Below are 13,675 nucleotides of genomic sequence, written 5' to 3'. Positions count from 1 at the left end.
CCCCTGTTGAGTCGGGGTTCTCAGCGTCGCCACACCGCTTGTCTCAGATGTCGAGGTTGGCCACCTGCAGGGCGTTGTCCTGGATGAATTCGCGGCGCGGCTCGACCTCGTCGCCCATCAGCCGCGAGAACAGCTGGTCGGCGTCGGTGGCGTCGTTGATCTTCACCCGGACGAGGGTGCGGGCTTCGGGGTCGAGGGTCGTCTCCCAGAGCTGCTCCGGGTTCATCTCGCCGAGCCCCTTGTAGCGCTGGGTCGAGATGCCCTTGCGGCCGACCTCGAAGACGGCGATCAGCAGCTCCAGCGGCCCGGCGATCGCCCGCTCGGTCTCCTTGCGCCGCAGCACCGGGACGCCGCCGTCATAGACCTCCTTCAGCCGCGGCGCGTGGCGCATCAGCTGCAGCGCGTCGCCGGAATTCAAAAGCGCCGGGTCGAGGATGCGCAGCTCGGTGACGCCGCGCACGGTGCGCATGAAGCGATAGCCGCCGTCCACCGCCTCGCCGCTCCAGCCGCGCTCGGTCTCGTCGGCGATGAGGTCGAGCCGCTCGGCGATCCGCTGCGCCGTCGCCGGCCCGTCCTGGGGATGATCGGCGACCTCGGGCGAAAGAGCGCCGAGGATCGAAGCCTGCTCCACCACCGAGCGATCGTAGCGCGAATGCAGCCCCGCCAGCGTCTGGCGCACGGCGAGCGCATCGTCGACGACGGCGCGCAGGTCCCGGCCGATGCGCACCTCGCCGTGGGAGAGCGTCAGCGAGGCGTCGTCGAGACCGCCCTCGATCAGGTAGTTCTCCAGCGCCTTCTCGTCCTTCAGATACTGGCTCTGCTTGCCGCGCGTCACCTTGTAGAGCGGCGGCTGGGCGATGAAGATGTGGCCGCGCTCGATCAGCTCCGGCATCTGCCGGAAGAAGAAGGTGAGGAGCAGCGTGCGGATATGGGCGCCGTCGACGTCGGCGTCCGTCATGATGATGATCTTGTGGTAGCGCAGCTTGTCGGCGTTGAACTCGTCCTTGCCGATCGAGGTGCCGAGCGCGGTGATCAGCGTGCCGATCTGGTCCGAGCCGAGCATCCGGTCGAAACGCGCCCGCTCGACATTGAGGATCTTGCCCCGGAGCGGCAGGATCGCCTGGTTCTGGCGCGAGCGTGCCCCCTTGGCCGAGCCGCCGGCGGAATCGCCCTCGACGATGAAGATCTCGGACTTGGCCGGATCGCGCTCCTGGCAGTCGGCGAGCTTGCCGGGCAAGGAGGTGATGTCGAGCGCGCCCTTGCGGCGGGTGAGGTCGCGGGCCTTGCGCGCCGCCTCCCTCGCCGAGGCTGCCTCGACGACCTTGGAGATCACCACCCGGGCTTCCTGGGGATGCTCCTCGAACCAGGTGGAGAGCGCCTCGTTGATGAGGTTCTCGACCACCGGCCGCACCTCGGAGGAGACCAGCTTGTCCTTGGTCTGGGAGGAGAACTTCGGATCCGGCACCTTGACGGAGAGGACGCAGGTCAGCCCCTCGCGGCAGTCGTCGCCGGTCAGCGACACCTTCTCCTTCTTCAGGATGCCGGAGGCCTCGGCATAGCCCGTCACCTGGCGGGTCAGCGCGCCGCGAAAGCCCGCCATGTGGGTGCCGCCGTCACGCTGCGGGATGTTGTTGGTGAAGCAGAGGACGGTCTCGTTGTACGAATCGTTCCACCACAGCGCCGCCTCGACGGTAATGCCGTCCTTCTCGCCCATGGTGACGATCGGCTCGGGGAGCAGCGGCTTGCGGGACCGGTCGATGTAGCGGGTGAAGGCTTCCAGCCCGCCCTCGTAGAACAGCTCCACCCGCTTCTCGTCGGCCGGGCGCTTGTCGGTGAGGACGATGCGCACGCCGGAATTCAGGAAGGCGAGCTCGCGCAGGCGATGCTCGAGGGTCCCGTAGTCGAAGGTGGTGACGCCCTGGAAGGTGTCGAAGGACGGCATGAAGGTGATCGCCGTGCCGGTCTCGCCGCCGGCATCCCCCGTCACCTCCAGCGGGCCGTCCGGCACGCCGTGGGTGAAGGACATCTCGTGGATCTTGCCCTTGCGCCGGATCTTCATCGACAGCTTGGAGGACAAAGCGTTGACCACCGAGACGCCGACGCCGTGGAGGCCGCCGGACACCTTGTAGGAATTCTGGTCGAACTTTCCGCCGGCATGCAGCTGGGTCATGATGACCTCGGCCGCCGAGACGCCCTCGCCGGTATGGATGTCGGTGGGGATGCCGCGGCCGTTGTCGGTCACCGTGCAGGAGCCGTTGGCGTTGAGCGTCACGGTCACATGGGTGGCGTGGCCGGCCAGCGCCTCGTCGATGGCGTTGTCGACCACCTCGTAGACCATGTGGTGCAGGCCCGAACCGTCGTCGGTGTCGCCGATATACATGCCGGGCCGCTTGCGCACCGCGTCGAGACCCTTGAGCACCTTGATCGAATCGGCGCCGTATTCGGCATTGGCAAGGGGGTCGGTCTCGGGGATCGCTGACATGATGGTCCTTGGTCTCGGGCGGGCCGCAGAGGAGGCGGCGAATCGGCCAGATTTGAAGCTTTTATATAGGTGCTCTCGCGCGTTGACGAAAGCACTGCCGCATCCTACGCCCGGCTTCGGCCCAGAGTGGGGCGGAAGGGCCTATCCTCCCGGAGATTGCGCCGCGCCAATATCGCGAAAGGATGCCGATGACGAAGGACGCGCCGAGCCTCGAGGACTTTCCCGCACGGACCACCGACAAGCTGCGTTACGGCGATACCGACCGTCAGGGCCATGTCAACAACGCCGTCTATTCGACCTTCTTCGAGACCGGCCGGGTGGAGATGCTGCATGCCGGCGACGTGCCGCCGCCGGAAGGCAAGGCCTTCGTCATCGCCAGGGTGACGATCGACTTCCGGCGCGAGGTGAACTGGCCGGGCGAGGTCGAGATCGGAACCGGAGTCGCGGCGATCGGCAACAGCTCGATCCGGCTGCGCCAGGCGCTGTTCCAGAACGGCCGGATCTGCGCCAGCGCCGAAAGCGTGATCGTGCTGATGGACGAGACGACGCGCCGCTCGACGCCGCTGCCGGAGGGGATGCGGGCAAAGCTCGCCGCCCGCATGATCGCCGGGGAACCGGCAGCGGAGGACGCGGCCGGCTGAGACGCGGACCGGCACCGCCGCACCGGCGCCCATCCCACCCGAGCGCCGCCGGTGGGACGTTTCGACCTGCGACGATCTCTTCCTCGACGCCCGTGCCCTCGCCACCCATATGAGCGGCGAGCCCGCCGGCATGGCTCGCGGCGCCCGATGCCGTGAAGACCGGCGGCACCGTCCATCACCCGCGAGGCGCAAGGCCATGTCGAACACCATTCCAGTTCCCGCGCCCGTCGCATCGGCCGGCGCCAGGCCGTTCCGTGCCCCGGCCCCGGTGCCGCATTCCAAGCCGCTCGGCTTTGCCAGCTTCATCCGCACCGCCTCGCGCAATCCCATCGAGATCTGGGGAACGCGCGCCTTCAAGGAGCCCTATATCCGCGGCGCCTGGCTCGGCGTGCCGAACATCGTCGTCAACGATCCGGCGGGCATCCGCCACTGCCTGGTGGAGAACGCCCGGAACTACGTGATGCAGCCGCTGCGCCAGCGCATCCTGCGGCCGCTGCTGCGCGACGGGCTGCTCACCGCCGAGGGCGAACTCTGGCGGCGGACCCGCAAGGCGATCGCCCCGGTGTTCACGCCCCGCCACATTTCCGGCTTCACCGAGCAGATGCAGGCCCGCTCGGCGCTGTTTGCGCAAGGGCTGGAGAAGCGCGTCGGCTCCACCGTCGATGCTTCCCACGAGATGACGCTCCTGACCTTCGACATCCTGCAGGAGACGCTGTTTTCCGGCGACATCGCCTCCGAGCCGGAAGGCTTCGCCCGCTCCACCCGCGACTTCCTCGGCTCGATGGGGCGCGTCGATCCCCTCGACCTCCTCAACGCGCCGGCCTTCCTGCCGCGGCTCAGGCGGCTTCGCGGCCGCAAGTCGATGAACTATTTCCGCGGCCTCATCGCCGAGACGATCGAGAAGCGCCGCGCCAAGATCGCCCGGGATCCGGACGGCACGCCCCACGACCTCCTGACCCTCCTGATCAGGGCCGAGGGCCTGTCGAGCGAGGAGATCGAGGACAACATCATCACCTTCATCGGCGCCGGCCACGAGACCACGGCGCGGTCGCTCGCCTGGACGCTCTATCTCCTCAGCCAGGCGCCCGAGGAGCGGGCGCTGGTGGAAAGGGAGATCGACGAGGTCCTGCCGACGCTGACCCATCCGAGCCAGTGGGCCGACAGGCTGGTCCACACCAAGGCCGCCTTCGAGGAGGCGATGCGGCTCTACCCGCCCGCCCCCTCGCTCAACCGCACGGCGCTTGCGGCCGACAAGGTGGGAGACATCGACATTCCCGCCGGCGCGACGCTCCTGGTCATGCCGTGGCTGGTGCATCGCCACGAGATGCTGTGGGACCGGCCGGACCATTTCATGCCGGCGCGCTTCCTGCCCGAGAACCGCGACAGGATCGACCGCTACCAGTACCTGCCCTTCGGCGTCGGCCCGCGGGTCTGCATCGGCGCGAGCTTCGCCATCCAGGAGGCCGTCATCGCCCTCGCGCTCCTGTTGAAGGACCTGCGCTTCGACTACACCGGCCGCGCGGCACCCGAAGTCGTGCAGCGCATCACCGTGCAGCCGGATGGCGGCCTGCCGATGCGGATCTCGCGCCGGCACTGATCGCGGCGAATCGAGCGGCGGCAAGCGCCAGCGAACGGCATCGGGCGGCATCGAATGGCGCGATTGGGGTCGCGGACGGATCCCGACCCCGCGGCCCGCGGCGCGGCCGGAACGCCGCCCCGGACGGTCATGCCGCCTGCCCTTGCGGGGATCAGCGGCCGGGGCCGCGATTGCGGATCGGCATTTGCGGTTGCCGGCGATTTGCCCTATATGGGCCACCATGGTCTTGCTTTGACACGCTCGATGCCACGCCTGCCGGCGCGACGCAGCGTGCCAGACGCTTCGATACACCGGGCATTCCCGTTCCGCCGACCTCCTGGATCAGACGACCAGGGCGGGAGGCGAACATCCGTTTCGGGAAGCTCTCGACCCGGCGACGGCGAAGGACATCCTTCGCCCGACTTGACCGGGCCGGCGGTGCGATCGACCCGCCAGCGATGGCAGGACGTCGTTGCTCCCCTGCAAGAGGCAGAGCGAGCCGAGGTACGGGCGTTCGAAAGAACGTCCAGGCAACGGGCATTGGCCGAAGGGCCGGGCACTTGCCGAGGAATGAGCGTGGCGCGGAAGCTCTGCGGTGCCGGAACCGGCATCGGCTTTCGTGTTCAATCGGAACCGGAGCCTGCCGGCAGTCGCCGCGGCGCTCCTGTCGTGGATGAAGAGAGGGAGTCGCTTTGAAAGTCGACGTTCGAGACAACAATGTAGACCAGGCCCTGCGCGCGCTGAAGAAGAAGCTGCAGCGCGAGGGTGTCTTCCGTGAGATGAAGGCGCGCCGCGCCTATGAGAAGCCCTCCGAGCGCCGCGCCCGCGAGAAGCAGCAGGCGATCCGTCGCTCGCGCAAGCTCGCCCGCAAGCAGGCGCAGCGCGAGGGCCTGCTGCCCGGCCCGAAGCGCCGCGTTCCCGCCGCTCCCGGCGCCGCCCGCTAAGACCGCTCCGTCCGCAATGCCGGGCACGGGACCGTGAACGGTCCGCCTGGCTGACGGAACCTCCGGCTGCCGCCGTGATTCGCCCTTCTGTCATTCGCCCTTGGTCTCAAGGCGGATCGGTCCGGCCGAACGAGCGGCGCCTTGACGAGACCCCAGAGGCCTCGCCGCACGAAGATCTGCCCCGCTGCCCATACGACCCTTCCCGGTCGCACTGAGCGCGGGGCTTCGTCGTTTGAAGAGGTCACAGCACCGATTCCCATCCGCCAGGATGTTCCGGAGGTGCGACGTGATTGCCGCCGGCTCCATCGTCTCGCGATCGTCTGGCTCGCCGTCGGCGCGGCCTGCCCCTCAGGGGATCATCGCGGCGCTGAAGGCGGACACGCTGTCGCTCACCGACTGACAGATCGGCATGTCCGGCTTCCTGGCGCTCGCTCATGTCTGGATCTTCGCCTCGCGGCTCGGCGCCAGCCTGGAAGTGAACAGCGCCGAGTTCCGGTTCATGATGCAGATCGCGATGGTATGCGGCTTCCTCACCGCCTATCCGGTCAACATCTGGCCGATCAACCGCGGCGTCGAGGAAGCGATGTCGGGGTGTAGGCGCTCGCCGGGCTTCCGGTTGTGGAAGAGGCCAGCCGGATGCGCAGCGCCGAGGCACCCCCCTCTGCCCTCCTGAGTATATCGAAGGGCGGGCAGAAGGGGCGAGCTGCCGCGGCGCACGCCGGGGCCGCCAATCTCCCGCCCCAACACCACCGGGCGGCGCCCCCCTTCCCTCAGACCTCCAGGCAGATCTTGCCGAAATGCTGGCCCGACTCCTCGTGCCGGAACGCGTCGGCGATCTCGGCAAGCGGGAAGGTCCGATCGATCACCGGCTTGACGCCTGTCGCCTCGAGCGCCCGGACGAAATCCGTCTGGTGCGTGCGGTTGCCGACGATGAGGCCCTGCAGCCTCTGCTGGCGCGCCATCAGCGCGGCGGTCGGCACCTCGCCGGAGCGGCCGGTGAGGACGCCGATCAGCGCGATGTGGCCGGCGATCCGGCAGGCGGTGATCGACTGGCCGAGCGTCGCCGGACCGCCGACCTCGACGACGATGTCGGCGCCGCGGCCGCCTGTCAGCTCGCGGACCGTCTTTCCCCATTCCGGGTTGCTCTTGTAGTTGATGACGTGGTCGGCGCCGAGGCGCGTCAGCGTCTCCAGCTTCGCGTCCGAGGATGAGGTCGAGATGACGCGGGCGCCCATCGCCTTGGCGAGCTGCAGCGCGAAGATCGAGACGCCGCCGGTGCCCAGCGTCAGCACTGTGTCGCCGGCCTTCAGGCCGCCGTCGACGCAGAGCGCCCGCCACGCCGTCAGCCCCGCCGTCGTCAGCGTCGCCGCCTCGGCATGGCTGTAGCCCTTCGGCGCATGGGTGAACCACGTCGCCGGCCGCACCACGAATTCGCGGGCATAGCCGTCGACACCGTCGCCCGGCGTCGTCTTGAAGTCGGCGACGGCGGCCTCGCCGTCCTGCCACAGCGGGAAGAAGCCGGAGACGACGTGGTCGCCCACCGCGAACTCGGTGACGCCCTCGCCCACCGCCTCGACCTCGCCGGCCCCGTCGGACATCGGGATGCGACCATCCTCGGTCGGCATGTTGCCGGAGACGACGCCGTAGTCGTGATAGTTCAGCGAGCTCGCCCGGATGCGCACGCGGATCTCCCCCGGTCCCGGCGCGCCGGGATCCGCCATGTCGACGAGGGACAGGCGGTCGAGACCGCCCGGCTTGGCAAGTGTGATGGCTTTCATCGCTGTCATCCTTCGATCATGTCCGGACCGCCAGCGGCGGTCCCTCGTCGATCACAGGTAGCGGCAATTCTAGCCCGGCAAGGAGACGCAGCGTTCGCGGACCGGGCACGGCAAAGCCCGCGCGCCTGTCCGGCACACGGGCTTCGTTGGTTTGCAGGAGCCGCCCCGCCGCGTTGCCGCGGCGGAGCCCGCCGCTTACGAGTGGTAGGCGACCTCGCCGTGATAGGTGAGATCGAGGCCTTCGCGCTCTTCCTCGACGCTCGGGCGCAGGCCGATGACCGCCTTGGTGATGGCGAACAGGATCGCCGAGCCGACGCCGCTCCACACGATGGTGATGAGGATGGCGACGATCTGGGCCCAGACCTGGCCGGTCATGCCGACGCCCTCCGCATAGCCGGTGCCGCCGAGAGCGGTCGAGGTGAAGACGCCGGTGCCGATGGCGCCGACGATGCCGCCGACGCCGTGGACGCCGAAGACGTCGAGGCTGTCGTCGTATTTCAGTGCGTTCTTCACCACCGAGACGAAGAAGTAGCACATGCAGCTGGCGATGGCGCCGAGGACGATGGCGCCGACCGGGCCGATCGTGCCGCAGGCCGGCGTCACGGCGACGAGGCCGGCGACGATGCCCGAGGCAGCGCCCAGCATCGAGGCCTTGCCGCGCATGATCGTCTCGACGACGCACCAAGCGACCATGGCGCCGGCCGTGGCGGTGAAGGTGTTGATCATCGCCAGCACCGCGCCGGCGTTGGATTCGAGGTTCGAGCCGGCATTGAAGCCGAACCAGCCGACCCACAGGATCGAGGCGCCGACCATGGTCAGCGTCATCGAGTGGGGTGCCATGATGTCACGGCCAAGCCCGGCGCGCTTGCCGACGAACATGCAGCCGATCAGCGCGGCGATGCCGGCATTGATATGGACGACCGTACCGCCGGCAAAATCGATGGCGGCGACGCCGTTGGACAGGACGCCGTTGAAGATCAGGCCCGAGGCGTCCCACACCATGTGCGCGACGGGGAAGTAGACGAAGGTCACCCAGAGGATGGTGAACATCACCACGGCGGAGAACTTGATCCGCTCGGCGAAGGCGCCGACGATCAGCGCCGGGGTGATCACCGCGAAGGTCATCTGGAAGGCGATGAAGAGGTATTCGGGGATCTCGACGCCGTCGGAGAAGGTCGCCGACAGGGAATCCTTGGTGACGCCGGCCAGGAAGACCTTGCCCATGCCGCCCCAGAAATAGCTGGTGCCGCCGCCGAAGGCGAAGGAATAGCCCCACAGCACCCAGACGATCATCACCACGCCGGTGATGACCGTGCACTGCATCAGCACCGACAGCATGTTCTTGGCCCGCACCAGACCGCCATAGAACAAGGCGAGGCCCGGCATCGTCATGAACAGGACGAGGAGGGTCGAGGTCATCATCCAGGCGACGTCGCCCTTGTCGACCGTCGAGGCGGCTGCCGCGGGCGCCGCGGCCTCGGTTGCCGCGCTCGCCGCGGCGGGCGCATCCTGGGCGAGGGCCGGATGGAGGGCGAGCGCGGCCGCGCATAGCCCGAGGCCCGCAGCAGCGAGCGTGCGTGCGTTGAAGACTGGTCTCATCATCTGTTTCGAACTTTCGATCGTGGACCGACCCTTGATGGCTGGCGCCTTTGAAACTCCGGGCCCGACGATCAATAATCAAGCTTCATGCCAATTCGCTGCGCCGCAGAAAACGCGCAAATGGCAACGGTTTTGCCAATCCCGTCGGCGATCTGCCCGCCCGATTGTTGTGCAGTCGCCTATTTTGTGGGCGCAGTGCCAACATCGCATGCGATCCTGCCACATGAGGATCGGCGCGGCCTGCGCCTGCAACCCGCTGCAGCCCGCCGCCGCAACCCAACGGGGGATCTACCCGCGGATGAGACGGGGGTCGCGATCATCATAGAGGGCGGCCACCAGCTCCGGCCGGTTGGCGAGAACGGCCCGCTGGTTGAGCGACCCCTTGTCGGTGATCTCGCCGCGGTCGATCGAAACGGGCGTGTCGATGAGGACGAGGCGGTCGACGCGGGTCGCAGACCCGGTGGCGCGAGCAGCAAAGGCAGCCAGCAGCGCCGCCAGATGGTCGCGCAGGCCCGGATGGCGGAGCAGGTCCTCGTCGCCGAGCCCGCTCGCCCCGTCCCCGAGGAGGCGGCGGCATTCGGCGATGTCGGCCAGCCCGAGGGCGCCGATCTCGTCCTGCCCCTCGCCGGCGATCACCGCGTCGCGGATCGCCGCGCCGAAATGATCGACGAGGGCGGCCCGCAGGGGGCCGACGGCCACCCAGGTTCCGGTGCCGAGCTTGAAGTTCTCGGCCACCCGGCCGTCGAAGAGGAATCCCTTCTCGGCGCTTCCCGCCTCGGCAAAGCGCAGCGCGTCGCCGAGCCGGTAGAAGCCCTCCTCGTCGAAGGCCTCGGCGGTGAGTTCCGGCCTGCGCCAATAGCCCGGCGTGATGCTCGGGCTCTTCAGCCGCGCCTCGAGCCGGCCGCCGCTCGGCACCAGCTTCAGCGTCACTTCCCTCGCAGGAATCCCGATGTTACCGGCCTGCGGCTGCGGATCGGTGCCGGCGAGGGCGAAGGGGCCGGTCTCGGTGGAGCCGAGCCCGGAGACGAGGCGGACCTGGTGTCCGAGGGTCTCGAACGCATGCGCCTCCAGCGCGTCCCAGGTGTGCTGGGCCATGCCGGCGCCGGCATACATCATCATCTTCAGGTCGCGGAAGAACGAGCGGCGCAGCGCGTCGTCCGCTTCGAAGCGGCGGCAGAGTTCCTCGTAGCCCTTGGGCACGTTGAAATACCAGGTCGGCGAGACCTCCTTCAGATTGCGGCAGGTCTCCTCCATGCCGCCGGGCGTCGGCTTGCCCTCATCGATATAGTAGCTGCCGCCGTGCCAGAAGGTGAGGTTGAAAACCTTGTTGCCGGCCGCCGTGTGGTTCCAGGGCGCCCAGTCGACCAGGACGGGCGGCCCGTCCTCGAGGAAGCGATAGCAGTCGGCGACCATCGCCTGGTTGGCGGCCAGCATGCCGTGGGTCTGGATCACCCCCTTGGGGCTGCCGGTGGAGCCGGAGGTGAACAGGATCTTGGCGGCCGTCTCGGCCCCGACCGCCGCATGCGCTTCCTCGACCGCGGCGGTCGCAGCCGTCTCGAGCAGCGAGCCGAACAAGACCGCGGCCGTCCCTTCGACCTCGCCGGAGCCGAGAACGAGCAGCGCATCCTCGGGAAGGATCGCCGCGATCGCCGCGCCGAATGCCTTGCCGTCGCCGGCATAGACGACGCCGGGCGTCAGGTCCGCGGCGATCCCCTGCAGCTTGGCGAAATCCCGCGAGACCAGGGAATAGGCCGGCGAGATCGGCGCATAGGGGATGCCGACATGCATCGCCGCGAGAGCAAGGGTGGCGTGATCGAGGGAATTGCCCGAGAGGATCATCACCGGCCGGTCGGGCGATGCCGGGCTGTCGAGGAGCGCCTGGCCGACGGCGGCGATGCGGCTTGCCATCTCGCCGTAGCTGATGGTGTCCCAGCCCTTCGCACCGGGCGCGGGCCGCTGGGCGAAGAGGATGCGATCCGGCGCCCGCTCCGCCCAATGCAGCAGCCTCTCGGTCAGCCGCTTCGGATAGTCCGGCAGGGCGCCGTCCTGGGTGACGAGGAGGCTGCCGTCCGGCCGCGTCTTAGTCCGCACCACCGGCTCCCAGACCCGCGAAGGCCGCAGCGGCGGGGCCGCATCACCCTCATCCGCCGCGCTCGATGCCGTCCCCTGTCCGTCGACCATGTGATCCTCCCGTCGCATCGCTCCCGAACCCTTCGATGCCGGTGGAAGGTGACCCAGGCCGGCGATTTTGTCCACTCGAAAACAATCCACGAAGAAACAAAATTGACTTCTCCCGGCAGCCGGTGTTGTGATGGCGGCGAAGCAGAGGACAGCGCGGCGGGAACGGCAGGATGGACCAGGCGACGAGTGAATTCGTGACCATCGAGGAGGATGGCCCCATCGCGCTTCTCGGGCTCAACCGCCCGGCCAAGCGCAACGCCATCTCCGACCGCTTCGTCGAGGCGATCGCCGATGCCGTCGCCAGCATCGAGAAGACCGCCAAGGCCGCCGTCATCTTCGGCCACGGCCCGCATTTCTGCGCTGGGCTGGATCTCGCCGAACACTCCGAGAAGTCGCCGATCGAGGGAATCTACGGCTCGCGTCGCTGGCATCAGGTGTTTGCGACCATCGAGCGCGGCCGCATCCCGTGGGTCTCGGCGCTGCATGGCGCGGTCGTCGGCGGCGGGCTGGAACTCGCCGCATCGACCCATATCCGCGTCGCCGACGCCTCCGCCTTCTTCGCCCTGCCCGAGGGCCAGCGCGGCATCTTCGTCGGCGGCGGCGGTGCGGTGCGCGTCGCAAGGCTGATGGGCGCCGCCCGGATGAGCGATCTCATGCTCTCCGGCCGGGTGATCGATGCTGCGACCGCCGAGCGCTGGAACGTCGTGCAATATGTCGTCGGCGAGGGCGAGGCGCTGGACAAGGCCAAAACCATTGCGAAAGCCGCCGCCGGCAACGCGCCGCTGTCGAACTACGCGGTCATCCACGCTCTGCCCCGCATCCAGGACATGAGCTCGGAGGACGGCCTCTTCGTCGAGAGCCTGATGGCCTCCTTCACCCAGACCAGCCCCGAGGCCAAGGAGCGGCTGCAAGCCTTCCTGGAAAAGCGCGCCGGCAAGGTGGCGCTGGAGAAGCGGGACGGCGACAGGTGAGCGCCATTTCCCGCCACGCGGCCGCGACGAGCGTCCCGGACGATGCGGGGAGCGATGCCGGGGACGACGGGCGCCTCTCCGCCATCCCGCAGATCGCCCTCGGGCCGCTGGCGACGAGCCTCGGCTTCCATCTCCGGCTCGCCCAGATCCGCGCCTTCGACGCCTTCTTCGCGGCCTTCGCCGAGGAGGGTCTGCAGCCCGGCGGCTTCTCGGTGCTGATCACGATCGGCGAGAATCCCGGCATCCGCCAGGGCGTTCTCGCCGCGGCGCTGATGATCAAGCGCTCGCACATGGCGAAGATCGTCCAGGGCTTCGGCGAGGCCGGCCTGATCGAGCGGCGGGTGCCGCCGGACGATCGGCGCGCGGTGGAGCTGACGCTGACCGGGGACGGCCACCGCCTGGTCGAGGCCAAGAGGGCGAAGTTCCGGCAGCACGAGCAGGCGAGCGCGGCCTGTCTCACCCCGGACGAGCGGCAGACGCTGTTCGCGCTGCTGCGCAAGTTGAACGGGCTTTGAGCCGCACGGGTCTCGGCCGGCCATCGCGCGGCGAGACCGAAACAGGGAGGACACCCCGATGAATGTCGACGACCTGATCGCCATCGACATCCACACCCATGCCGAGGAGCCTTGCGGCTGCCATCCGGACGACGGCTACGACGACTTCCAGGCGGCGATGGCGACCTATTTCAAGGCGCCCTACGAGCACCCGCCGACGATGGTGGAAACGGCCGCCTACTATCGTGAAAAGAAGATCGGCTGCGTCATCTTCCCGGTCGACGCCGAGCGCGAGACCGGCTTTCGCCGCTATGCCAACGAGGAGGTGGCTCAGATCGCGGCGGAAAACTCCGACATCATGATCCCCTTCGCCTCGATCGATCCCGCCAAGGGCAAGGCGGGCGCGCGGGAGGCCCGCCGGCTGATCGCGGAATTCGGCATCAAGGGCTTCAAGTTCCATCCGACGATGCAAGGCTTCTATCCCAACGACCGTTCGGCCTACGTGCTTTACGAGGCCATCGCGGAGGCCGGCGCCATCGCCCTCTTCCACACCGGCCAGACCGGCGTCGGTTCGGGCATGCGCGGGGGCATGGGCATGCGGATGAAATATTCCAATCCCATCCATCTCGACGACGTCGCGGTCGACTTCCCCGACATGCCGATCATCATGGCCCACCCCTCCTTCCCCTGGCAGGAAGAGGCGCTGGCCATCGCCCAGCACAAGCCGAACGTCTATATCGACATGTCCGGCTGGTCGCCGAAATACTTCCCGCCGATCCTCGTCAAATACGCCAATTCCATCCTCCGGCACAAAATGCTGTTCGGCTCCGACTGGCCGGTGATCAAGCCCGACCGCTGGCTCGCCGATTTCGAGAAGCTGGAGATGAAGGACGAGGTGCGGCCGCTGATATTGAAGGAAAATGCGCGGCGGCTGTTGAAGATCTGAGGGGGCGGAGGCGCACCGAAGCGCGTGCAAAAAGCGGGCGCTCGGCTTATCTTCGCTCCGAGG

Annotated in this window: 11 protein-coding genes; 7 read left to right on the top strand and 4 right to left on the bottom strand. The window is 68.2% G+C overall.

Going from position 1 to position 13,675, the window contains the following annotated elements:
• Nucleotides 1-43 precede the first annotated feature (43 nt).
• A complete protein-coding gene (gyrB, locus tag ATO4_RS06105) occupies nt 44-2,482 on the bottom strand; it encodes a DNA topoisomerase (ATP-hydrolyzing) subunit B (RefSeq protein ID WP_083590538.1) in 2,439 nt (812 codons plus the stop codon).
• 188 nt (nt 2,483-2,670) lie between these two features.
• Here gyrB and ATO4_RS06100 point away from each other — a divergent pair, with 188 nt between their 5' ends.
• The 4 genes from ATO4_RS06100 (at nt 2,671) to ATO4_RS06085 (ending at nt 6,316) form a co-directional block, all read left to right on the top strand.
• Nucleotides 2,671-3,123 carry a thioesterase family protein gene (locus ATO4_RS06100; protein WP_083590537.1) on the top strand — a complete coding sequence of 151 codons (453 nt, stop codon included), beginning with the start codon at nt 2,671-2,673 and terminating at the stop codon, nt 3,121-3,123.
• A 196-nt stretch (nt 3,124-3,319) separates the two neighbouring features.
• The gene (locus ATO4_RS06095) at nt 3,320-4,720 is read left to right on the top strand and encodes a cytochrome P450 (RefSeq protein ID WP_083590536.1); all 1,401 of its coding nucleotides are present in this window, start codon (nt 3,320-3,322) and stop codon (nt 4,718-4,720) included.
• Between the two features lie 671 nt (nt 4,721-5,391).
• On the top strand, nt 5,392-5,643 hold the full coding sequence (rpsU, locus tag ATO4_RS06090) for a 30S ribosomal protein S21 (protein ID WP_083590535.1): 252 nt from the start codon (nt 5,392-5,394) through the stop codon (nt 5,641-5,643).
• A 409-nt stretch (nt 5,644-6,052) separates the two neighbouring features.
• Nucleotides 6,053-6,316 (top strand): DUF4396 domain-containing protein, encoded by a 264-nt coding sequence (locus ATO4_RS06085; RefSeq protein ID WP_210191029.1) that lies wholly within the window; start codon nt 6,053-6,055, stop codon nt 6,314-6,316.
• 97 nt (nt 6,317-6,413) lie between these two features.
• Here ATO4_RS06085 and ATO4_RS06080 read toward each other — a convergent pair whose 3' ends face one another.
• From ATO4_RS06080 to ATO4_RS06070, 3 genes are all read right to left on the bottom strand, one after another.
• Nucleotides 6,414-7,421, bottom strand: coding sequence for an NAD(P)-dependent alcohol dehydrogenase (locus ATO4_RS06080; RefSeq protein WP_083590534.1), 1,008 nt, complete (start codon nt 7,419-7,421; stop codon nt 6,414-6,416).
• Between the two features lie 195 nt (nt 7,422-7,616).
• On the bottom strand, nt 7,617-9,023 hold the full coding sequence (locus tag ATO4_RS06075; RefSeq protein WP_245308592.1) for an ammonium transporter: 1,407 nt from the start codon (nt 9,021-9,023) through the stop codon (nt 7,617-7,619).
• Nucleotides 9,024-9,308: 285 nt separating this feature from the next.
• Nucleotides 9,309-11,201: a feruloyl-CoA synthase gene (locus tag ATO4_RS06070; RefSeq protein ID WP_083590533.1), complete on the bottom strand. Its 1,893-nt coding sequence runs from the start codon at nt 11,199-11,201 to the stop codon at nt 9,309-9,311.
• A 170-nt stretch (nt 11,202-11,371) separates the two neighbouring features.
• On the opposite strand from ATO4_RS06070, the gene ATO4_RS06065 reads away from it, so the two are divergent.
• Genes ATO4_RS06065 through ATO4_RS06055 form a run of 3 tightly spaced genes read left to right on the top strand, consistent with a single transcriptional unit; the run spans nt 11,372 to nt 13,612 of the window.
• Complete coding sequence (locus ATO4_RS06065; RefSeq protein WP_083590532.1) at nt 11,372-12,172, top strand: crotonase/enoyl-CoA hydratase family protein; 801 nt, start codon at nt 11,372-11,374, stop codon at nt 12,170-12,172.
• On the top strand, nt 12,169-12,687 hold the full coding sequence (locus ATO4_RS06060) for a MarR family winged helix-turn-helix transcriptional regulator (protein WP_210191028.1): 519 nt from the start codon (nt 12,169-12,171) through the stop codon (nt 12,685-12,687). Before ATO4_RS06065 ends, ATO4_RS06060 begins: the two co-directional genes overlap by 4 nt.
• A 58-nt stretch (nt 12,688-12,745) precedes the next feature.
• Entirely contained in the window at nt 12,746-13,612 is an 867-nt protein-coding gene (locus ATO4_RS06055; RefSeq protein WP_083590531.1) for an amidohydrolase family protein, read from the top strand.
• Nucleotides 13,613-13,675 lie beyond the last annotated feature (63 nt).

Source organism: Aurantimonas sp. 22II-16-19i (genome assembly GCF_002088275.1).
GTDB lineage: Bacteria > Pseudomonadota > Alphaproteobacteria > Rhizobiales > Rhizobiaceae > Jiella.
This window is presented reverse-complemented; position numbering and strand designations above follow the sequence as displayed.

Excerpts from the sequence above, each read along its gene's own strand:
- ATO4_RS06065 (WP_083590532.1), top strand. The coding sequence starts at position 11,372 with ATGGACCAGGCGACGAGTGAATTCGTGACCATCGAGGAGGATGGCCCC.
- ATO4_RS06075 (WP_245308592.1), bottom strand. The coding sequence starts at position 9,023 with ATGATGAGACCAGTCTTCAACGCACGCACGCTCGCTGCTGCGGGCCTC.
- gyrB (WP_083590538.1), bottom strand. The coding sequence starts at position 2,482 with ATGTCAGCGATCCCCGAGACCGACCCCCTTGCCAATGCCGAATACGGC.
- ATO4_RS06055 (WP_083590531.1), top strand. The coding sequence starts at position 12,746 with ATGAATGTCGACGACCTGATCGCCATCGACATCCACACCCATGCCGAG.
- ATO4_RS06080 (WP_083590534.1), bottom strand. The coding sequence starts at position 7,421 with ATGAAAGCCATCACACTTGCCAAGCCGGGCGGTCTCGACCGCCTGTCC.
- ATO4_RS06085 (WP_210191029.1), top strand. The coding sequence starts at position 6,053 with ATGTCCGGCTTCCTGGCGCTCGCTCATGTCTGGATCTTCGCCTCGCGG.
- ATO4_RS06100 (WP_083590537.1), top strand. The coding sequence starts at position 2,671 with ATGACGAAGGACGCGCCGAGCCTCGAGGACTTTCCCGCACGGACCACC.
- ATO4_RS06095 (WP_083590536.1), top strand. The coding sequence starts at position 3,320 with ATGTCGAACACCATTCCAGTTCCCGCGCCCGTCGCATCGGCCGGCGCC.
- ATO4_RS06070 (WP_083590533.1), bottom strand. The coding sequence starts at position 11,201 with ATGGTCGACGGACAGGGGACGGCATCGAGCGCGGCGGATGAGGGTGAT.